The organism is Psychrobacter sp. AOP3-A1-26 (assembly GCF_052378235.1).
Lineage (GTDB): Bacteria > Pseudomonadota > Gammaproteobacteria > Pseudomonadales > Moraxellaceae > Psychrobacter.
Window position 1 is genome coordinate 28,650 of record NZ_JBQSXN010000016.1, and the last position, 20,507, is coordinate 49,156.

Annotated in this window: 20 protein-coding genes; 7 read left to right on the top strand and 13 right to left on the bottom strand. The window is 43.9% G+C overall.

The window, feature by feature from the left end:
* Positions 1-6: 6 nt before the first annotated feature.
* From ACT3TU_RS04670 to mrdA, 7 genes are all read right to left on the bottom strand, one after another.
* A complete protein-coding gene (locus ACT3TU_RS04670) occupies positions 7-858 on the bottom strand; it encodes a segregation and condensation protein A (protein WP_192523344.1) in 852 nt (283 codons plus the stop codon).
* 29 nt (positions 859-887) lie between these two features.
* Positions 888-1,988 (bottom strand): tryptophan--tRNA ligase, encoded by a 1,101-nt coding sequence (locus ACT3TU_RS04675; protein ID WP_192523345.1) that lies wholly within the window; start codon positions 1,986-1,988, stop codon positions 888-890.
* Positions 1,989-2,118: 130 nt separating this feature from the next.
* A complete protein-coding gene (locus ACT3TU_RS04680; protein ID WP_442059929.1) occupies positions 2,119-3,105 on the bottom strand; it encodes an LpxL/LpxP family acyltransferase in 987 nt (328 codons plus the stop codon).
* A 436-nt stretch (positions 3,106-3,541) separates the two neighbouring features.
* The gene (gene rpsI / locus ACT3TU_RS04685; RefSeq protein ID WP_192523347.1) at positions 3,542-3,928 is read right to left on the bottom strand and encodes a 30S ribosomal protein S9; all 387 of its coding nucleotides are present in this window, start codon (positions 3,926-3,928) and stop codon (positions 3,542-3,544) included.
* 10 nt (positions 3,929-3,938) lie between these two features.
* Positions 3,939-4,367, bottom strand: coding sequence for a 50S ribosomal protein L13 (gene rplM / locus ACT3TU_RS04690; RefSeq protein WP_192523348.1), 429 nt, complete (start codon positions 4,365-4,367; stop codon positions 3,939-3,941).
* A gap of 207 nt (positions 4,368-4,574) precedes the next feature.
* Positions 4,575-5,246 (bottom strand): 16S rRNA (guanine(966)-N(2))-methyltransferase RsmD, encoded by a 672-nt coding sequence (gene rsmD / locus ACT3TU_RS04695; protein WP_192523349.1) that lies wholly within the window; start codon positions 5,244-5,246, stop codon positions 4,575-4,577.
* Between the two features lie 51 nt (positions 5,247-5,297).
* Positions 5,298-7,283 (bottom strand): penicillin-binding protein 2, encoded by a 1,986-nt coding sequence (gene mrdA, locus ACT3TU_RS04700; protein ID WP_192523350.1) that lies wholly within the window; start codon positions 7,281-7,283, stop codon positions 5,298-5,300.
* Between the two features lie 501 nt (positions 7,284-7,784).
* Here mrdA and ACT3TU_RS04705 point away from each other — a divergent pair.
* The 6 genes from ACT3TU_RS04705 to adk all read left to right on the top strand — a co-directional run bounded on the left by ACT3TU_RS04705 (position 7,785) and on the right by adk (position 14,821).
* The gene (locus ACT3TU_RS04705) at positions 7,785-9,119 is read left to right on the top strand and encodes a hypothetical protein (protein WP_192523351.1); all 1,335 of its coding nucleotides are present in this window, start codon (positions 7,785-7,787) and stop codon (positions 9,117-9,119) included.
* Positions 9,120-9,418: 299 nt separating this feature from the next.
* The gene (locus tag ACT3TU_RS04710) at positions 9,419-11,449 is read left to right on the top strand and encodes a heme lyase CcmF/NrfE family subunit (protein WP_192523352.1); all 2,031 of its coding nucleotides are present in this window, start codon (positions 9,419-9,421) and stop codon (positions 11,447-11,449) included.
* A gap of 1 nt (position 11,450) precedes the next feature.
* Positions 11,451-12,101: a DsbE family thiol:disulfide interchange protein gene (locus ACT3TU_RS04715; RefSeq protein ID WP_192523353.1), complete on the top strand. Its 651-nt coding sequence runs from the start codon at positions 11,451-11,453 to the stop codon at positions 12,099-12,101.
* A complete protein-coding gene (locus tag ACT3TU_RS04720) occupies positions 12,098-12,670 on the top strand; it encodes a cytochrome c-type biogenesis protein (protein WP_192529055.1) in 573 nt (190 codons plus the stop codon). Before ACT3TU_RS04715 ends, ACT3TU_RS04720 begins: the two co-directional genes overlap by 4 nt.
* Positions 12,667-13,947 carry a c-type cytochrome biogenesis protein CcmI gene (gene ccmI, locus ACT3TU_RS04725; RefSeq protein WP_444784072.1) on the top strand — a complete coding sequence of 427 codons (1,281 nt, stop codon included), beginning with the start codon at positions 12,667-12,669 and terminating at the stop codon, positions 13,945-13,947. The genes ACT3TU_RS04720 and ccmI overlap by 4 nt, the downstream gene beginning before the upstream one ends.
* A gap of 217 nt (positions 13,948-14,164) precedes the next feature.
* Positions 14,165-14,821, top strand: a complete 657-nt coding sequence (gene adk / locus ACT3TU_RS04730) for an adenylate kinase (protein WP_192523356.1) — start codon at positions 14,165-14,167, stop codon at positions 14,819-14,821.
* 306 nt (positions 14,822-15,127) lie between these two features.
* On the opposite strand, the gene secB is transcribed toward adk, so the two are convergent.
* The 4 genes from secB to rsgA all read right to left on the bottom strand — a co-directional run bounded on the left by secB (position 15,128) and on the right by rsgA (position 18,050).
* Positions 15,128-15,580: a protein-export chaperone SecB gene (gene secB, locus ACT3TU_RS04735; RefSeq protein ID WP_192523357.1), complete on the bottom strand. Its 453-nt coding sequence runs from the start codon at positions 15,578-15,580 to the stop codon at positions 15,128-15,130.
* A 182-nt stretch (positions 15,581-15,762) separates the two neighbouring features.
* Positions 15,763-16,026, bottom strand: a complete 264-nt coding sequence (gene grxC / locus ACT3TU_RS04740; RefSeq protein WP_192523358.1) for a glutaredoxin 3 — start codon at positions 16,024-16,026, stop codon at positions 15,763-15,765.
* Between the two features lie 321 nt (positions 16,027-16,347).
* On the bottom strand, positions 16,348-16,803 hold the full coding sequence (locus ACT3TU_RS04745; RefSeq protein WP_192523359.1) for a rhodanese-like domain-containing protein: 456 nt from the start codon (positions 16,801-16,803) through the stop codon (positions 16,348-16,350).
* A gap of 143 nt (positions 16,804-16,946) precedes the next feature.
* A complete protein-coding gene (gene rsgA, locus ACT3TU_RS04750; protein WP_192523360.1) occupies positions 16,947-18,050 on the bottom strand; it encodes a ribosome small subunit-dependent GTPase A in 1,104 nt (367 codons plus the stop codon).
* Positions 18,051-18,283: 233 nt separating this feature from the next.
* Between rsgA and orn the strand changes: the two genes are divergently transcribed.
* Positions 18,284-18,877 carry an oligoribonuclease gene (gene orn / locus ACT3TU_RS04755; protein ID WP_192523361.1) on the top strand — a complete coding sequence of 198 codons (594 nt, stop codon included), beginning with the start codon at positions 18,284-18,286 and terminating at the stop codon, positions 18,875-18,877.
* Between the two features lie 102 nt (positions 18,878-18,979).
* Here orn and ACT3TU_RS04760 read toward each other — a convergent pair whose 3' ends face one another.
* Complete coding sequence (locus ACT3TU_RS04760) at positions 18,980-19,834, bottom strand: UDP-2,3-diacylglucosamine diphosphatase (RefSeq protein WP_444784073.1); 855 nt, start codon at positions 19,832-19,834, stop codon at positions 18,980-18,982.
* Positions 19,835-19,911: 77 nt separating this feature from the next.
* Positions 19,912-20,427, bottom strand: coding sequence for a peptidylprolyl isomerase (locus tag ACT3TU_RS04765; protein ID WP_192523363.1), 516 nt, complete (start codon positions 20,425-20,427; stop codon positions 19,912-19,914).
* Positions 20,428-20,507: the final 80 nt, after the last annotated feature.

Genomic DNA, 20,507 nt, shown 5'->3' on the forward strand with positions numbered 1-20,507 from the left:
AAACCATTAAGCCAGCCACTGTAATTTTAGCGGTTTAATTTGATTGTCTTTTATATCGTCATCATCAGTGGGGGGAGTGCTTTCTAACTCAGAGCCCACTACACCAATCAGTTGCCGCTTCATCAGCTCCAGCACCGCGACAAAGCTGACCACCACACCTATCTTGCCTTGTGTCTTATCTAGTAACTCATAAAAGGAGCAGGTGCCATCAGTGCTTAGTTGGCGACTGATACTGGCGATACGGTCAGAGAGCGGAACGGTATCGGCTTTAATACTATGCATTTGATAATCGGGCTGTAGCTGCATTTTAAATAAGCTATCAATCAACATATTAGGCGAATAGTTGGGTAGCTCAGCATTCATAATATCTTGATTGGGCATACTAACCAGTGACAAGAACACATCACGCTCAAGACGAATAAGACTGTCCAAGCGCTGACTGGCTACTTTAATTTGCGCATATTCTTCGAGACGCTCTATCAGCTCAGCTTTTGGGTCACGCTCATCAGTAGGCGTTTCTGGCTTAGGTAACAGTAGCTCAGTTTTGATTGCAATCAATGTCGACGCCATCAGCAGATAATCACCTGCCAATTCAAAATGAGCAGTATCCAACTCGCTAATATAAGCTAGATACTGCTCAGTGATGGGCAGTATCTGCATTTGGGTCAAATCAACATTATTTTTTTTGACCAGATATAACAAAAAGTCTAATGGCCCCGCAAACTGCTCCAACCAAATGGCAAATGCTTGCGGCGGTACATACAGATCTTCTGGCAGATGTTGTACAGGCGTCTGGTAGATGCGCAGAGACATATCTTGAACCTCTGCGCTAGGTTCGGCTAATCGTTCACTTTGCATGATGGTATTCTATTGTCATAACCAAATGATTATTTAAGTTTGGCGAGGGGACGGATACCAATAGCACGGCGAGTTTTGTCTAATTGTTTACGGCTGTGGCGACGGGCTTTGTCCGCACCCATTTGTAAAATCTCTTCTAACTCTTTTGGGTTGGCCATCAGTTCTTGATAACGCTCGCGGAATGGGGCAATCTCGGCATTGATTTTATCAAACAAGGCTTGTTTGGCATCACCCCAGCCAATCCCAGCAGCAAACTGCGTACGCATATCGGCAATCTCTTCAGGAGTAGCAAAAGCTTTATAAATCTCAAAAATAGCCGAATCGTCAGCGTCTTTTGGTTCCGCAGGCAATTGTGAGTTGGTTACAATTTTCATGATGGCTTTATGCATCTGTTTTTCAGGGTTCACTTGCGGGTTAGGCTCACCAAATAGAGGAATGGTATTGCCATAGCTTTTACTCATCTTACGGCCATCAAGACCAGTCAAGAGCGGGATATTATCATCAACGACCGCTGACGGTAGCGTAAACAGCGTTTTGTAGCGATGGTTAAAAGTACCGGCGATGTCACGTGCCATCTCGATATGCTGAATTTGGTCGCGACCAACTGGCACGTGAGTGGCATTAAACATCAAGATGTCTGCTGCCATGAGTACCGGATAGCCAAATAGCCCCATATTAATGCCTTGGTCAGGATCGACATCTTCTTTTTCCATATTGATATCGACTGCCGCTTTATAAGCATGGGCACGATTCATTAAGCCTTTGGCGCATGAACAGTTTAAAATCCAAGCCAGTTCGGGAATTTCGGGCACATCTGATTGACGATAAAAAGTCACGCGCTCAGGGTCAAGACCACAGGCAATCCAAGTCGCCGCAATGGCTTTGGTTGATTCATGAATAACGGCAGGGTCGTAACAGCCAATAATGCCATGATAATCTGCCAAAAAGAAAAACGCTTCGTCGTCACTATTTTGAATAGACTGAATCGCTGGACGAATAGCACCAACGTAATTGCCCAAATGTAGGGTGCCGGTCGGTTTGATACCCGTTAAAATGCGTTTGCTCTGTGTTGAATCATCAGAAGTTTGGCTGTTGGAATTCTGCTTATCAGAAGTGCGGTTATTACTCATGGAAAATCCGTCATTTATTTATAAAGTTTTTGTTTATCGAATTATTATCAATGTAGGATATTTATGTGGCTATTTATATATTATGAATAGCACAAAATATTAGCCACAAAGTATAGCAAATTTTCTCTAATTATTTATAGGTATCCGTACGCCCATTAGGGCCATTTTTGAAACGACGATGAAACCACATCCACTGGGTTGGATCGATACGAATCAAACCTTCCAGTAACTCATTAATGCGCGTGGCATCAGCCACTTCGTCATTACTTGGATAGTTGTCAAGCTCTGGCGTAATGGTCAGATGATAATGCGGACGTTTGCCTTTAGGCAAGTTATCAGGTGTTTGGCGATAAGTATGCAGTGCCATTAATGCTGGTGGGTGTGCTTTGTTGCCTAATTTAGCTATACGCCGCGAAGCAGTAATAGTAGCAGCGGGCACACCAAAGAACGGCGCCATGACACCTTGCTTAAGACCATAATCTTGGTCAGGCGAGTACCAAATCACATGTTTGGCTTTGATAGAATTAACAAGGCTACGCATGTCACGGCTGGCAATCTGCTTGCCAAAAATGTTAGTACGACCGTTATAAATAAACCAATCAAGAAGCGGATTGTTTTGCGGACGATACATGCAATCCAAAGGGAAGAATTGCGCACAAAATAAACCGCCCAAATCAAGCATGGTGTAGTGAGCGCCTAGCAGAATAACTGGGCGACCGTCGTTTTGGGCATTAACAAGATGCTGTAATCCAGAGATAGAAACGGTGCGGGTAAAAACATTTGGTCGGAACCATGCACATAAGGTTTCAAACACACCAATGCCCTGATTGACAAAAACCTGCTTGGCCATCAGCTCTCGCTCAGCTTCGGGCTTTTCGGGAAAGGCCAGTCTCAGATTAATGAGCGTATCACGTCGACGCGAGCCTACTGTATTATAGATTAACATGCCGAGCTTACGACCTAACCAAAACTGCCAACGTAATGGCAAATATATCAGGGGTAAAACCAGCGCCGCCAGCAGCCAAATACCCCAATATTTAGGCAATAAAAACTGCCATTGAAAGGGCTTTTTTTCTATGGGTGCTGTGCGCTTATGATTTTGGGTAATCGTCGGCATACCAGCCGGTATCGCTGGCGACTTGGCAGGTTTCTGCGTATTCGGCGGTGGTGTACTGCCTGTTGCAGAAGGTTTGCTGGGATCGTATTGTTCAGGCGCTTTCATAACATGGTTACTAATACTGAAAAGTTATTATTATGATGGGGTAATAAGCGCAGCTTTGCAAGGCGGTTTGTGCCTTGTGATGGGAGATTTATCGCCAAAGTAGTCGTAGGTAAAAATTGATTTTAATGAAAGTGAGTTTCCTTTAAAAACGATCATCTTTATAAAGCCATTTTTTATAAGAATACTGTTTTTATAAAAGTATCAGGCATAAAAAAGCCTTATAAGCTGTGACCAGCTTATAAGGCTTTGCAAATCTACTCTTTTCTTTAATACTGCAACTGTCGTTCTGAGATAAAGACAACAGTGGCAAAAAAGTAAGAGATAGCTTTGATTAACGTTTTGAGAATTGTGGACGTTTACGTGCTTTACGTAGACCCAATTTCTTACGTTCAACTTGACGTGAGTCACGAGTCACGAAGCCAGCTGCTTTAAGAGCAGGCTTGTTGGTGTCGTCTAACTCAATTAGTGCACGAGTGATACCGTGGCGGATTGCGCCAGCTTGACCAGTCATACCACCACCTTTCACAGTGATATAAACGTCATAAGCGTTAGTAGACTCAAGCAACTCTAGTGGCTGACGAACGACCATTTGTGAAGTTTCGCGGCTGAAGTATTCTTCAAGTGGCTTACCGTTAATAACGATAGCACCAGTACCTTTCGCTAAAAAGACACGAGCAGTAGACGTCTTGCGGCGACCAGTTCCGTAATTGCGTTCCATAAGTATATCCTTAGATGTCTAGTTCTTTAGGTTGCTGTGCAGTATGTGGATGTTCAGTACCCGCATATAGTTTCAGCTTCTTGATCATCGCATAGCCAAGAGGGCCCTTTGGAAGCATACCCTTAACTGCTTTATGTAGAACATCTTCAGGCTTATTTGCAAGCAGCTTTGTGAAGTTGGTTTCTTTAATGCCGCCTGGGTAGCCAGTGTGACGATAGTACTTTTTATCTTGCGCTTTTTTACCCGTTACCGCGATTTTTTCTGCATTGATGACAACAATAAAGTCACCAGTATCTACGTGCGGAGTATAAGAAGTTTTATGCTTGCCACGTAAGCGAGTAGCAATTTGAGTGGCTAAGCGACCAAGGGTTTTGCCGTCAGCATCTACGACATACCAGTCATGGGTCACTTCAGCTGGTTTTGCACTAAGTGTTTTCATGATAAAACCTTAAAATTAGAATTCGTTGAGAGTTTAGCTGGGAACGGGGCTCTCAAAAAACAGACTGCACATTATAAGCAGTAGCGCCTACGCTTGCAAGCTGCATTGGGGTTTATTTTCGCCTTATATACATTAAACTGCAGCGTTGGCCAGTTTTTAGCGGTTTTAAACATTTGAAATTTATTAATGGTTTCATTAACCCGACAATTATGACGATGATAGACGATAAAGTCCAGCGACAACTTGTCCAACTTTGGTTTGTTTTAGGCACTCAAAACCGATCATACCTTGCGTTGTCTTTGTTTCAGCCGCAAGAGTTTCTGCCAATTTATTTAATTGAATGGTTAAATCTTTATCCGCTTCTAAATAAATTAATGTATCTGCGTCGATTAACGACTGAGTGATGAGTGCGGTCAAAATAGGCTGCCACAAATTCTGGGCATAAGGGGGGTCGATAAAGACGATATCAAAACGAGCCTGAGTAGGTTGATGCTGAGATAATACTTGCTCAGCTGTGCCGTGAATTATTTGATAAGTGGATGGTTCAAGACGCAGTTGCTCGGCGCTTTGGCGTAGCATTTGGCTCTGGGTCGCATTCATCTCGATAAACGTGCAATGAGCCGCGCCACGTGATAAAGCTTCAAATCCCAGCACGCCGCTACCGGCACAGCTATCTAGGACGCGCGCACTATGAATATCAGCCAGTAACCAGTTAAACAAGGTTTCTCGCAGACGGTCTGGCGTCGGACGTAAGCCCTCTGCATCGATAAATCTCACAATTCGGCGTTTAAACTGACCGCCAATGATACGCACATCACCCGCCACATTTTTTGCTTTAGGGCTTTTTTTTGGTGTGCGGCCGCTTGAGTCTTTTTTCATTATGTAATCTCAATAATGTAATTTCGATAATGTTGTCTCGTTAGCAATATTTTACTCGGGCGTTGTTGCTTGTGCCTGCTCAGCCAGTGCCTGTTGTTCGGCAAGCGCTTTGTCTTCTTTGTCACGCAGCGCATCACTGATGGCTTTGTCAAAAGCTTTTTGACGTTTAATGGCTTTAAGCTCATCCGCTGATGGTGGCAAAATAGGATTGGTTTTACGTTGCAATACCCAATAATCAAACAGTTCACGACCGATGGGAGCGGCAACAGCACCGCCACCACCACCGTTTTCGACCAAAATAGCAAGGGCGATTTGAGGGTCTTCTACAGGCGCAAAACCATTGAACCAAGCGTGATCCCAGTGGCGAGAATCTAACGCTGCTTTATTGTAACTTTTACCTTGGGCAATGGATTTTACTTGCGCGGTTCCGGATTTACCGGCGGTACGATAGCGTGGGTTATAAGCGCGCCGTGCCGTACCATTTTTGACGGTTTCTTCCATCGCATCGTGCATGCGCGTCCAGTCAGAAGGCTGACCATTGTATTCGATTTTGCCATCAGGCTTGGTGATGACGTTCACTGCAGCCGCACCGTCGCTGCTTTTTAATAGATGCGGGGTAATGTGGTTGCCTTTGTTGGCCGTCATGGCGGTCGCATTTGCAATTTGTAACGGCGTGGCTAAGAAATAACCTTGACCAATACTGACAGAGATCGTCTCACCCGGTAGCCAGCCCTTATCGTAGGTATCCTTTTTCCATTTTGGTGAGGGCATGATTCCTGGTTTTTCGTTAGGTAAATCAATGCCGCTCTTTTCGCCAAAACCAAAGCGCACCATCCAGTCGTGCAAGCGTTGAATGCCCATTTCATACGCCAACTTATAATAATAAGTATCGACTGACATCACGATAGATTTCTTTAGGTTGACAGTACCGTGACCGCCGCGCTTCCAATCTCGAAAACGGTGTGAGTCACCCGGCAGGCTGAAATAACCGGGATCATAAATAGTTGTTTCCCAGTTACGTAGACCGTAATGAATGCCGCCTAAGCCTTCAAAAGGTTTGATAGTCGAGCCAGGTGGGTAATTCCCTTGTAGCGCACGGTTATACAGTGGCTGATCAAGATCGTCTCGCAGCGCGCCGTAGTCTTTAAATGAGATACCCGAGATAAAAGGGTTAGGGTTGTAGCTTGGATTACTAACAAAGGCCAATACGTCACCATTTTGGGGATCTATTGCCACAATCGCACCGCGACGACCGTCAAGCTGCTGCTGGGCGACGGTCTGTAAGCCATAATCTAGGCTCAAGGTAATATCATTACCTGCTATGGGTGGCTTGGTATCTAATTGACGTAAAATATTGCCATAGGCATCGGTCTCGACCGACTGATAACCAGGTTGACCGAGCAAGATATCTTCATAGTAATCCTCGATACCGATTTTACCGATAAGGTCAGTACCCGCATAACGATCTTTATCTATACGCTTGGTTTCTTTGTCATTAATGCGACCGACATAGCCGATAACGTGCGCGAATAATTCATCATAAGGGTAGGAGCGCGTCAGCTTACTCTGAATGGTCACCCCGCGAAAAAAAGGTTTACGTTCACTGAACTGTGCTAATTGAGCTTCAGTTAAGTCAATCTTGATAGTCACTGGGTCATTTTTACTTTTACTTAGCCGCGCTAAAATATCGGTAATATTTTCATCCGTTAGCTCAAAGATAGGGGCGAGTAAATTTAAGGTCCGCTCTGGGTTTTCGACTTCATCAGGACTTAACATCGCCGTAAATACAGGCTGGTTGTCTGCCAATATCACCCCGTTGCGGTCGTAAATATAACCACGACTTGGCGGAGCCGATATCAGTTTAATACGGTTATTATCAGCCTGTGTAGTGTATTTATCATGAGCGTAGACTTGCAAATAGCCATAACGCATGATGAGGCCGCCCAAGCCAATAACTATCACAATCCCAAAGATAATAATACGATTGGCAAAAATACGATTGACCTGTTCGGCGGCGGGAGTTAGTGGTTTATTCATATAAAGTTAGGGCCCAAACGGTCAGTGAGTCAATAAAAAGGTATAGAAAGTATAGATAGGTGGGCGGGGCGTTTCATTAAAAGGCGGTAAGCATAAAGAATAATACAAAGAATTTCAAATAGATAGATTGATATGGCTTAACATTATGATGTCACTATGTGAATGCAATTATCTGCTATTGTTGTATTGTAAATTATAACAGAACAACTGAAAAGACGCAGTAGTCGGTCAATTGTTTTGTCGTGTGCAGTACAAGTCTTAATACTAACCTATTTTAATGCTTTCACTGTGAGAGCAACGGACGAAACGTGTTATCTCTAGTCACAACTTGACTAGGGTCACCGTGTGCTAATGAATAGCAAGTATGCTAAAATCAGGCGATTTATTTCATAGTAGTTATGTGGGCCGAACGTCTTTTTTAAGCGTTCTTATTTGCTTAAGATGTTTTTCTTAAGCTATTTATGAGCAACGATAATTAACCTGTCAGGGACAAGATAAGTCATGGATGCAACTTCATTGTGGCAGACGATAGCTGAACACCCAGAGTTTCTTGCCATGCTGACTATTCCACCAGTGACGGCATTCGTTACTTGGATACATGTGTGGATGGCGCTGAAAATGCTGTTCTATCCGATTAAGTTCTGGGGTATTCGTATTCCAAACTTTCCATTTTTTGGGCTGCCGGGTATCGGCTGGCAGGGTATTGTCCCAAGAAAGGCGGGCAAGATATCTGGGGTTATCGTTGACCAAACGCTCTCAAAACTTGGCTCGCTCGATGAATTTTTTCAGGCGATGGAGCCTGAGCAGATGGCAGTGTTTATCACTGATACCGTGGATAAAAACCTTGAGCCATTGATCGATGAAATCATGCTGGAGCACTCGCCAGCGCTGTGGGGCAATCTGCCTTATGCCTTAAAACGACGAGTTTATGCCCAAGCGCACAAAGAGCTGCCCAGTATTATGCAGTCTTTGGTCACTGATTTGACCTATCATGTCGAAGACTTGGTCGATATGCGTAAAATGATCGTCAATACGATGGAAAACGATCGCCGTTTGATGGTGGATATGTTTTTAAAAGTAGGCCAAAAAGAGATCAATTTTATTTGGCATATTAGTGCCTTGATTGGTTTGATCTTTGGTATTATCCAAATGTTTATATTTTTGGTGGTGCCGCAGCATTGGACGGTGCCATTTTTTGCCGCAATTTGGGGTTTTCTGACCAACTGGATTGCTATCTGGATGGTCTTTAATCCAGTAGAACCACATTTTATCCCTTATTTGAAGTTTTTTACCGTGCAGCGTGGTTTTCCCTTTATTAAGCTTCAGGTGCCACATATCGCGCAGTATCGTCTACAAGGCGGTTTTATGAAGCGCCAAGAAGAAGTTTCTGAGGTGTTCGCAGAGATTGTGGTAAATGATTTGGTGACACTTGAGAACATCATGAATGAGATGATGTATGGTGACCGTGCAGCGCAAACGCGTGATTTGATGAAGTCTCATTTATACGAGGTGCTAGAGTCGCCAGTGATTCGTACCACGCTACGTGTGGGCTTAGGTCGCCGTGAGTATGGGCAATTAAAAAACACCATTATTGATAAGTCTATTGTCGCTACGATGGTACCGCTGCGTGACCCTGAGCTCAATGAAAGTCGTGCCAGTAAAATATTTGGGCTGTTTCGTGATCGGATTCGCGCTCTAACGCCAAATGAATTTCAAAACCTATTACGTCCAGCGTTTCGGGAAGACGAGATGACTTTGATTGTTTTGGGTGGGCTAACAGGATTTTTGGCGGGTTGGTTACATCTGGTCTTGGTGTTTTTTCCCTCGATGCAATAATGAATAGGCTTTTATGTTTTTTATACACATTACATACAGAGTGGATACATCAATGTGACAAGTTGCCGCTAATGTACCATGCTGTAAGCGCCCAAGTTGCAATGGCTAGAGGCAAAATCATAACAGTATAAATAGTAGTGATAAATGCTGGATACTTTTGCCGATCTTAGGGCGTGTTGGGCAGTTATTATCAGCAGTGCCCATAGTCAGCAATGCCATAGTTGACTGTTCAATACATCCTAAAAGTCCAATCTATAAAATAAACAATGACCGTATTAAGGTAAACAAGGTTAGACCGTATGTTAATCACAGAATTGGGTTATTTTGCCTTGCTGGCCGCCCTTGTATTGGCGATTTTGCAGGTAGTGTTACCAACCATTGGCGTCATGCGCGATCATGTTGCTTGGCAGCGTCTGGCACCAAGTCTTGCCTGGGCGCAATTTGCGGCGATGATCACCTCATTTGGCGCGTTGATGGCAGGCTTTTATTACAATGACTTTAGCCTCATTTATGTCTCTCAACATTCCAATACGTTGCTGCCTTGGTACTATAAGCTGTCGGCGACGTGGGGCGGGCATGAAGGTTCACTATTGTTATGGATGACCATCATGGCCACGTGGTGTGCGCTGGTTTCTTATTTCAGCCGTGGTCTGCCGTTGTCTATGCGTGCGCGGGTCTTGGTAATATTGGCTGGCGTGCAGATGATGATGCTGGCGATGCTTATCTTTACCTCGTCACCGTTTGAACGTACGCTACCTAACCTTCCTGTCGATGGCGCAGATCTAAACCCTGTGCTACAAGATTTTGGTTTGATTATTCATCCACCTATGCTTTATATGGGTTATGTGGGCTTGGTCGTACCATTCGCTTTTTGTATGGCGGCGCTGTGGGAAGGTCGTTTAGATGCGGTATGGACCCGCTGGTCGCGTCCATGGGCACTAGCGGCTTGGGGCTTTTTGACCGTTGGTATCGCGCTTGGCTCGTGGTGGGCTTACTATGAGCTTGGCTGGGGTGGTTGGTGGTTCTGGGATCCAGTAGAGAATGCTTCGTTGATGCCGTGGTTGGTTGGTATTGCCCTGCTGCATTCGCTTGCGGTCACTGAAAAGCGAGGTGTCTTTAAGGCATGGACGATCATGCTAGCTATTTTTGCGTTTGCACTTAGTTTGCTGGGTACCTTCCTTGTGCGTTCAGGCGTTATTACCTCAGTGCATTCATTTGCCGCTGACCCGACGCGTGGTCTAGTCGTTTTAATCATTCTTGGCGTCATCGTTGGTGGTGGTTTGCTGATGTTTGCGTTACGTGGCTGGCGTTTGACCGTTGAAAGCCAATATCAGTTGATTTCCCGTGAGTCATTTTTGGTGATTAATAACGTTATCATTTTGATTTCAACGTTAGTCGTACTACTCGGTACACTTTATCCTATTATTGCTGATGCCTTTAATCTAGGTCAGGTATCGGTGGGCCCTCCGTATTTCAATGCGCTATTTGTGCCATTAACGTGGTTGCTATTGGTAGCGATGGGTATGGGGTCTAATATTCGCTGGAAGAAAGACAGTCGACCGCTATTGGGCGCTGGCATGGTTATTGCCGTGAGTAGCTTAGTGTTGGCGGCGATTATCACTTACTTTACAAGCCCATCGGCGATGCTCAATATCGGTGTGACGCTAGCAGTCAGTTTTTGGGTGTTACTATGGATGGTTGTTGACTTTAGAGACAAAACCAAAAATGCACCAAGTCGACTCAAAGGCTTAGGTCAATTACGCCTGAGCTATTGGGGGCAACAGACTGCTCATCTCGGTGTGGTCATTGCCGTCATTGGTGTGGCATTTACCAGCACCTTAAGTATCGAGCGTGATGTGGCATTGGGGCCAAATGATAGTGTCCATGTCCAAGGTTACGACTTCACCGTTAAAGGCTTCCGTGAAGTCAAAGGCAGTAACTATGATGCGACCCAAGCTGAAGTCGAAGTGACTAAAGATGGCCGTGCTGTGACCACGTTATACCCTGAAAAACGTAACTATATTATTAGCATGATGCCAATGACCGAAGCGGCGATTGATGACAGTCTGCTGCGCGATGTGTACGTAGCACTGGGCGAGCCTATCGCTGTAAATAGCAACGAATGGGCAGTGCGTATTTATGTCAAACCGCTTATTCGTTGGATATGGCTTGGTGCACTTATCATGGCGTTCGGTGCTGTATTAAGTATGCTTGATAGTCGTTATCGTATTAAAAAAACCAAGACAGCGGCCCAAATAGCGGCCAAAAAATCAGGCTTTGCGACGGCTGCTGATTTGGATACATCAGCAGTAAAGCCCGGGGATAATTAATATGAGTCAATCAAATAATTCCTCTGATAAACAGGCTAAGCAAGGCGGCACAAAGACCATGAATAAAAATCAGCTGAAGATATGGTTTTTAATTCCGTTGATTGTCTTTATTGGTTTGTTTGTGATGCTGTATATGCGTTTGGGTAAGCCGACGGATATCGTCACCAATACCGCACTTGAGCGGCCAGTGCCTACTTTTGAGCTGCCATTGTTATCAGATACCAGTCGTATCATGACCAATGACAATCTACCTGATGAGCCATTTTTGATGAATATTTGGGGCTCTTGGTGCCCCACGTGTATCATCGAACATCCTTTTTTAATGCAATTAGAAGAGCGCGGTGTCAATTTGGTGGGTGTTAATTATAAAGATGATATTGGTGATGCCTTCGGTTATCTGAACCGAGGTGGCGATCCCTTTTCGATGTCTATTCAGGATTTGTCAGGGCAGTTTGCTCTGGATCTGGGTTTGACGGGTGCGCCTGAGACTTTCGTTGTCGATGGTGAAGGTGTTATTCGCCAGCATATTATTGGTGAGGTTAATGAGAGCAACTGGCAAAGTCGTATCGAGCCTTGCTTGACGGTACTCAATAAAGCCAATGATAATAACGTCAGTCCAGATCCTATTCAGGTTGAAGAGGTGTGCAAATGATAGCCCATTCAATAAAGGCCGTTACGATAAAAGTAGCGAGCCTAATTATTGCCTGTTTACTAAGTATGACAAGCTATGCGGCAATTGAAGTTTATAACTTTGATTCTGTCCAACAAGAAGCGCAGTATCGTGGACTGATCGAAGAGCTACGCTGTCCGAAATGCCAAAATCAAAACTTGGCGGCTTCTGATGCCCCCATTGCCCAAGATTTAAAACAAAAAACCTATGACTTGGTAAAAGATGGTCGTAGCGATGGCGAGATTCGCGACTATATGCAAGAACGTTATGGCGACTTTATCAGTTATAAGCCGCCCGTACGCCCGTCAACATGGATTTTATGGTTTTTTCCGCCATTGTTACTCATTATTCTGCTGATCGGTTGGTTTTGGCACAGCAAGCGGCGTCAGCTTGTTGCTAGTGGTGAGAGTGGAGGGGCGGCAAATAATACCGCTACTGCATTATCTGCTGCTGAGAAAGCCGAACTTGATCGCTTGTTATCACGTACTGATTCCAATGATAGCAAGGACAAAAATGATCATGACATCACAAGCCTCGAGGACAAAAAATGACCCTATTTTCTACTGCTGGCTTATTTATTGCTCTAAGCTTACTTCTGGCCTTAATACTTGCGGTTATCACTATCATGCCGTGGTTACGAGCATCACGTTCGCAAGAAAAACCTGTCGATAATCAACTATTAGATATCAATATCGCTGTATTCCGTGAGCGTTTAGCAGAATTAAAGGTGGATAAAGACAGTGGCACTATCGATGATAGTCACTATCAAAACCAAAAACTTGAGCTTGAACGTCAATTGCTAGATGCTCAGCGCGAAGTCACACCGATGGTCACGCCTGGTATTAAGAGTCGATTAATCATCGTGGTTTGGGTACCTGTTCTGGCGGCTATGGCTTATCTGATGATCGGTGACCGCACACCTGTGTTTGATCTTTGGACCGCTGAAGACAAAGTCAGTCAAGTTGCCGATGATTTATTAACAGGCAAGATTGATCAGCCACCAGCGTGGGCGATTGAAGATGGTACGCAGCTAATCAGTGCGATGCAGACCAACGTTTATCGTCATGCTGATGATCCCAATCGCTGGATGCGTCTGTCTGAGCTTTTCTTATCGTTAGAGGCCACCGATTCAGCATTAGAAGCCTTGTCACGCGCTTATCGTTTATCGCCTGACAATGAAGAAATTGCCACGACCTATGCGCAGATTAGTTTCTTTGCTAATAAAGGTCAGCTGGATACGACGAGTCGCCGTGTATTAAAAGACGTATTGGCCAAAAATCCAGAGCATGAAGGCGCGCAAATGCTCATGGCAATGGGTGAGGCACGTAGTAATAACTTTGAGCAAGCACAAGGCTGGATTAAGCGTCTGCGTGACAGTATTGCGGCTAAGCCTGGCGAACATACCCAAGCGTTGGCGAGTTTAGATGAATTAAGTGCCAATGTGACCGCTCAGCAGCAACAAGTATCTGAAGGCGTTGAAGTGACCGTATCTATCAATTCTAGCCTATTACCATTAATCGAAGCCGATGATGTATTATTTATAGCGATACGTGACGTGCAAGGTGGCCCACCGTTTGCTGCTAAGCGTTTACCGATTAGTGTCATTAAGCAAGGGAAGGCAACGATTAGCCTAAGTGACTTAGATGCGATGATGCCTGAGCGTACGCTTGCCTCTGCTCGAGCTGATAAAGTTCAATTAGCAGTTATTGCTCGCGTCAGTCATAATGGCAATGCCAGTGCAGAGTCAGGTGACTTATCAGGCAATCCAGTAGTGATAAGCGCCGACCAAAATCAGGCCAATGTTGAGATTAATCAACAGGTTCCTTAAGGGATAAGTAGAAAAATATAAGCGATTTATATATGCGTGCCATGGTATTTTCTACGGCACGCAACATGAACCATGAACAGATAAGTCATCGCAACTTGCCGACTCAAGGCTAAAAATACTTGAGCTTTTTAAAGCCACAAGGTAAGGTAGCTTGGCAAACAACCAATCCCTAAGTTTTATTAGTCCCAAAATCCTATCCATTAAGGAGAGTCGTGTAATGATGCGTATTATTTTGCTAGGTCCACCAGGCGCCGGTAAAGGCACCCAAGCTCAGTTTATTTCTAAAGAATATGATATTCCGCAAATCTCAACGGGCGATATGCTACGTGCCGCAATCAAAGAAGGCAGTGAGCTTGGTAAACAAGCCAAAGACGTGATGAATGCTGGTGGTTTGGTTTCTGATGACCTTATCATTAACCTAGTGCAAGAACGCATCGCTAAGCCTGATTGTGTCAATGGCTGTATCTTAGATGGTTTCCCACGTACTATTCCACAAGCTCAAGCGCTTGCAGATGCTAATGTGGCAATTGATCACGTGATTGAAATCAGTGTTCCTGATGATGAAATTGTTAAGCGTCTGTCTGGTCGCCGCCAGCATGCAGGTTCTGGTCGTGTTTATCACATCGACCACAATCCACCAAAGCAAGAAGGCATCGATGATGTGACTGGCGAAGCACTTATTCAGCGCGAAGACGACAAAGAGTCGACCATTCGTGACCGTTTAGCCACTTATCATGAGCAGACGTCAGCACTTGTTGGTTTTTATCAAAACAAAGCCAAAGAAGGTGATGATGCGCCTAATTATGATAAATTTGATGGCACTCAAGGCATCGATGAAGTCAAACAGCAAATCTTATCAGCTCTAAAAGGCTAATCATTGATTTTTGACAATTGATGAAATGCTTGAGAACCCTGCCAATGAGCAGGGTTTTTTTAGGTCTAATGATAATAAAGTCGGTGAAAAGTAATACAGATATAATCAGTGAAAAGTAAAATCGATACATCACGTACTGCTGGTACAGTTTTTTCTAGCTTGCTGTGCCTACGCAGACAGAGGCTGCAAAAAATTTATCTATGGATTACTTAGAATCATACTGAAATATGCCTATAAAAAAACCGCTTACTATATGAGTAAACGGCTTTCAAATATAAATAAGCTGATGCTTTAATACATTAAAGCTTACGCGTTACCTTGAGCATCAACTTGCGTTTGCTCTTGGCTTTGCGCATAGGCCTGGTCAAAGTTGACTGGCGCAAGTAGCAATTGTGGGAAGCTACCACGGGTGACGATGTCACTAATGACTTCACGAGCATAAGGGAACAAAACGTTAGGGCAGTAAGCGCCTAAAATTTGACCAATTTGATCTTCTGGAATATCTTTGAGTAAGAAAATACCCGCTTGATGGACTTCTGCGATAAACGCTGCTTCATCAGCATTTTTGGCAGTGACGCTGACCGTCAATACCACTTGATAGTGGTCGTCATCCAGCTTTTCAGCATTACTAGATAGATTGATATCAAGCTCTGGATTCCATTCTTTGGTGAATACACCAGCACCTGGGACTTCGAGTGACATGTCTTTTACGTAGATGCGTTCTAGTGCCAATTGTGGTTGTGCTTGTTCTTCAGCCATGGTAATTCCTCTAAAAGTTAATCAAATAATTGGGCAAGCGGTGATTGTAATATAAATCGAGACTGATTTTCGATATTTTATCTCGATGCTTTTATATCAATACTTTTATCACTATCTTTCTTTTATCTTCATCACTGTCTACCATTACATAGGTAAAGACAGACAGCAAAAAATCTAGCAAATTAACCTGCTAATAGCTCGTCAAGTTTGCCTTGTTGGTTCATTTGGTTTAGCTCATCAAAACCACCGACAAAGGTCTCGCCAACAAAGATTTGCGGCACAGTGCGATAGTTATTGGTTTTTTGCATCAGTGCTTGGCGTTCTTCGCTGCTCATGTCATGCATGCCAATCTCTTCATAGTCTACGCCTTTGGTTTTTAGTAGTTGCTTGGCGTTTGAGCAGTATGGGCAGATAGGAGTGGTATAGACTTTAACAGATACAGTCATGATAAATCCTTATTTATAAGTTTATGAGGTAAGCGTTTTATTATAAACAATCATTTTATAATAATTCTTATAACCAGCCACCAAATAATAAATGAATAATATATTTGGTGAGGCTCATTATTTAAAGTGGGGATGAGCTTCGCAAATTCAAGCGGCTCAAACCGAAAAAACCTGACGGTATCATAAATGTCATACAAAAAAAGACACCTTAGAAGAAGGTGCCTTTTGTTTGCTAGGTTGTTTGCTAGGTTGTTTGCTAGGCTTAATAAGCCACCAGTCAATATCAGCTTAAGACTATATTTAATGGTCTATACAGACTCATTATTTATGCAAACTTGGCTTGGCTTTGCCTTTGCTTTTTGGTTTGGCATCTTTTAAGCCAACCAATGGCATACCCGCACCTTGCCAACCGCCAATGCCGCCTTCTAAACGATAGACGTTATTTTTGCCGATCATTTGAATGGCAGCACCTGCTTGTACACCCATATCACAGATGATAATCACAGGATGCTCAATGGCGCGTATTTCTTCTAAGCGATCTTTGAGGTTGGTAAAGGGTATGTTGCGGCTGCCTTGGATATAACCTGTTTCAAATTTCTTTTTGGCGCGAATATCGATAAGCTGCGCATTTTGCGAGTTAACCATCATACCAAGGGTATTAGGCGATATTTTTTTGCCGCTACGTTTGTTTTCAATCGCAAAAAACAGTACAGCAAGTACGGCTAATATACCAAATAAAAACGGGTGGTTGCCCACAAATTCCAGCGCACGATCCAAACCATACCTCCAAAAAATTAAGCGTTCGATTAAGCTGAGAAGACAGCCTAATGATATTGAACAAGGCGCTATTATACCGATTAGCCCGACCATAGTAAACGTGCGATGGTCAACCTAGCGATTAACAATTAATAAGGCCGCGATTAGTAAGGTTTGGTATCCGCCTCTTCTCTTAGCGTCACCAAATTTTCAACACGGCGCTGTAATACTTTGCCATCAGCAACCGCTTGCCATAAGGCACAGCCTTTGCTGTTATGGGTATGGCGACAATCGCGGAATTGGCAGTTACCAGACAATGGAGCAAGCTCGACAAAGCCTGAAATAATATCATCAGGGCTTAAGTGCCAAATACCATACTCGCGTATACCTGGCGTGTCGACGATGCCACCTTGGGTTAAATCATCAGGATTAAACGGCAATAAGCGGCTGGTAGTGGTGGTATGTTGACCAAGTTTTGAATTATCAGAGATGATATTCACGCTTTGAGCCGATTCAGGTAGTAGCGCATTGATTAAGCTACTTTTACCGACGCCAGATTGACCAGCAAAAATAACCAGCTTTTTATCGATATAACGTTTTAATTCATCAAGGCCTTCTTGCTCATCGCTATCAGCGACGTTTTCAGGGCAATCGACCGAGGTCAAAATGCTCTCATAACCAAGCGCCGCATATTGTGCTAATAACTCATTGGTATCGACGCCCTTTTCTTCTGCCAGTAAATCGGCTTTATTAAGCACTAATAGCGGCTGTACGCCCGCATGATGACAAACAACCAAGTAGCGATCGATCAAGGTTGGGGCAGCGACAGGCAGCGGGGCAAAAACAATGGCCAAAATATCGACATTGGCGGCGACAGGTTTGAGTTTATGATAGCGATCAGGACGCGAGACAAGAGAGGTACGTGGTTTGACTGACTCGATACGGCCAAATCCTGTATTAGAGTCCGCATTCCAGCGTACTTGGTCGCCCGCGGCTAGCATCGGCAGATTGGTACGTACATGACAACGCCAGATATCGCCTAACGCCAGCTCTTGCCAAAATGGCTCAGGATCATCGGGTGCAATTTCTGGTTGCACTGGTATCACCGCAGGCAAGCTGGTCACTTGGACTTCTAGTTGCTTGCCATAATGCGCCATGACCACGCCATCCATCAAACTATCATCGATGCTGTCTTGACTGGCCAGTTGTTGTTTGTCGATGCGCCGAATCTGCTGTTTAGTCAGTTTACGTTGCCGGATTAATGCCATGGGTTTGTGACCTATTAAAAAAATATTGCTAAGTGTAGCGTGAAAATTTGCTAACATACAGCTTAAAGCACCTACGCTAGACAGTGGTTTTGTAACGTTTTAGCGGTTATAAATCAGTGGGCGCACAACGTAGATGCAAAATATTGTGATTTAAGCATCAATAATTATATCTGATGTGTTTCATTAAAATTGCTCCAAAGTTGCTTCAAACTTTATTGACCATAGGATACTTTATGACTACCGGTGACCACCCCAACAAGATTAAAATCAAAAACCAAGGTAAAAAAGGGCTGGTATGGATTGACCTAGAAATGACCGGACTCGATACCTTAAATGACGAGATTATCGAGATTGCCACTGTCGTTACCGATGAGGATTTGAATGTCCTTGCGGAAGGGCCTGTATTTGCTATCAAAGTATCTGATCGTAAACTAAACGGTATGGACGATTGGAATACCAAGCAACATGGCCAGTCAGGATTGGTGGACCGTGTGCGCCGTAGTACGGTGACATTGGCAGAGGCTGAAGCTGAGACCATCAAGTTTCTGAATAAATGGGTCGACAGCGGTAAATCACCGATGTGTGGCAATTCGATTTGCCAAGACCGCCGCTTTATGGCGCGCCAAATGCCAGAGCTTGAGAGGTTCTTTCACTATCGTAACCTTGATGTGTCATCGATCAAAGAATTATGCTTCCGCTGGCGTCCTGATATTCTAAAGAATTTTGAAAAAGGTGGCAGTCACTTAGCCTTAGATGATATTCGCGACTCTATCCGTGAGCTAAAGCACTATCGCCAGCACTTTTTTAAATTGATGCCACAGGATTAATAGCCGAATAAAATAAGGGTCTACTAAATGTTTAGTAGACCCTTATTTTATGAAAGTTGTAGGGTGTGCCTCGCGCACTGACTTTGGTGCGCAGGGCGCACCCTACACTGAATGTTTAAATTCGAACAATCCAAATTCAGCATTATTGGAGTGGCTGTCAATATTTGCATTTATATCTGTCGTAATCGCACCAATCACCGCACTGACTTTTGGCTGGCGAGTGTCGCTATCTAATAGCCGCCAATCACCAAGGACATAGCGAGTTTTACCCTCATTGCTTTGGTGGATTTCAGGACGATGAGTATGACCATGTAGTAAGGCGTCAAAGTGATAAATAGCTTTGTTCACTGCCGCTTCATTAACATCCATGATATACGCTGCTTTATTGGCATTGTTTTCCTGACTCTTTTGGCGCATGTTATCAGCGATAGCCAAGCGTTTCTCTAACGATTTATTGAGCAAGTACCATTGGATTAAGCGATGGCGCATAATTTTACGAAAAAATTGATACTTTTTATCATCAGTACAGAGTGCATCACCGTGTTCCAAACGATAGTTTTCTTGACCTACAGCTAAAGTATAAGGCTCATAAATAAGCTCACCACCGAATAAACTACAAAATGGCTGACCCAATAAAAAATCACGGTTGCCATGCATGATTAGTACCTCGCAACCTTCGATCCGCAGCTTTTTTAATTTTACAATTAGAGGCGTAAGCCAATGTGTTTGGCGTTCATCTTCTGATAACGATAAATAAACGTCATCACCCAGCCAGACCTCAAACCAATCGCCTAAGATAAACAGACGTTTTAGCGCTGGCAGAGCAATGCAGTCATCAACTAATGCCAAAAAAGCCTGCACTAAGGCAGGCTCTTCAGGCGATAAATGCAAATCGCTAATCAAAACTTGCCGCGCTTCATGAGGACGGGTTGTGATTAAATGATTAAAACTTTGCATTTATCTTTATCCTCATAAATCATAAGTAACGATTTATAATCAGAATTTACCGAATAGTTGTTATTCAGAATTAACGATTATTCAGAAATAATAGTCGCTGAATTAATAGTTACTGGCTCTGTTGGTACGTCTGCATGCATGCCGAAACGACCAGTAGGTACGCCGCGCATTTTTTCAATCACGTCCATACCGCTTGTGACTTTACCAAATACGGTATAGCCCCAGCCTTGCATGTTTTTGCCAGAGTGATTTAAGAAATCGTTGTCTTTTACGTTAACAAAAAACTGGCTGGTTGCTGAATGTGGGTCTTGGGTACGCGCCATCGCGAGGGTACCTTTGTCATTCTTTAAACCATTGTCAGCTTCGTTTTCGATAGGCTTGTTGGTGGCTTTTTCATTCATCTCAGCGTCCATTCCGCCGCCTTGAATCATAAAGCCGTCAATGATGCGGTGGAAAATCGTGCCATCATAATGACCAGATTTTACGTAGTTTAAAAAGTTCTCTACCGTTTTTGGGGCTTTTTCTTCGTTGAGTTCGATAACGATCGCACCCATACTGGTGTCAAGCTCTACTACTGGTGGCATGTCTACCATGAGATATTCCTTTTTGATTGCAGCGCCTAAAATGACGCTGTTAAGTGGTGGGTAAAAAGTTGGTAAATAAAAAGTTATGG

Coding starts and splice junctions, on each gene's coding strand:
- mrdA (WP_192523350.1), bottom strand. CDS start 7,283: ATGAATAAACCACTAACTCCCGCCGCCGAACAGGTCAATCGTATTTTT.
- orn (WP_192523361.1), top strand. CDS start 18,284: ATGACTACCGGTGACCACCCCAACAAGATTAAAATCAAAAACCAAGGT.
- rsmD (WP_192523349.1), bottom strand. CDS start 5,246: ATGAAAAAAGACTCAAGCGGCCGCACACCAAAAAAAAGCCCTAAAGCA.
- ACT3TU_RS04675 (WP_192523345.1), bottom strand. CDS start 1,988: ATGAGTAATAACCGCACTTCTGATAAGCAGAATTCCAACAGCCAAACT.
- ACT3TU_RS04765 (WP_192523363.1), bottom strand. CDS start 20,427: ATGGTAGACATGCCACCAGTAGTAGAGCTTGACACCAGTATGGGTGCG.
- rsgA (WP_192523360.1), bottom strand. CDS start 18,050: ATGGCATTAATCCGGCAACGTAAACTGACTAAACAGCAGATTCGGCGC.
- ACT3TU_RS04680 (WP_442059929.1), bottom strand. CDS start 3,105: ATGCCGACGATTACCCAAAATCATAAGCGCACAGCACCCATAGAAAAA.
- grxC (WP_192523358.1), bottom strand. CDS start 16,026: ATGACTGTATCTGTTAAAGTCTATACCACTCCTATCTGCCCATACTGC.
- ccmI (WP_444784072.1), top strand. CDS start 12,667: ATGACCCTATTTTCTACTGCTGGCTTATTTATTGCTCTAAGCTTACTT.
- ACT3TU_RS04710 (WP_192523352.1), top strand. CDS start 9,419: ATGTTAATCACAGAATTGGGTTATTTTGCCTTGCTGGCCGCCCTTGTA.
- adk (WP_192523356.1), top strand. CDS start 14,165: ATGATGCGTATTATTTTGCTAGGTCCACCAGGCGCCGGTAAAGGCACC.
- ACT3TU_RS04720 (WP_192529055.1), top strand. CDS start 12,098: ATGATAGCCCATTCAATAAAGGCCGTTACGATAAAAGTAGCGAGCCTA.
- ACT3TU_RS04670 (WP_192523344.1), bottom strand. CDS start 858: ATGCAAAGTGAACGATTAGCCGAACCTAGCGCAGAGGTTCAAGATATG.
- rpsI (WP_192523347.1), bottom strand. CDS start 3,928: ATGGAACGCAATTACGGAACTGGTCGCCGCAAGACGTCTACTGCTCGT.
- rplM (WP_192523348.1), bottom strand. CDS start 4,367: ATGAAAACACTTAGTGCAAAACCAGCTGAAGTGACCCATGACTGGTAT.
- ACT3TU_RS04760 (WP_444784073.1), bottom strand. CDS start 19,834: ATGCAAAGTTTTAATCATTTAATCACAACCCGTCCTCATGAAGCGCGG.
- ACT3TU_RS04715 (WP_192523353.1), top strand. CDS start 11,451: ATGAGTCAATCAAATAATTCCTCTGATAAACAGGCTAAGCAAGGCGGC.
- secB (WP_192523357.1), bottom strand. CDS start 15,580: ATGGCTGAAGAACAAGCACAACCACAATTGGCACTAGAACGCATCTAC.
- ACT3TU_RS04705 (WP_192523351.1), top strand. CDS start 7,785: ATGGATGCAACTTCATTGTGGCAGACGATAGCTGAACACCCAGAGTTT.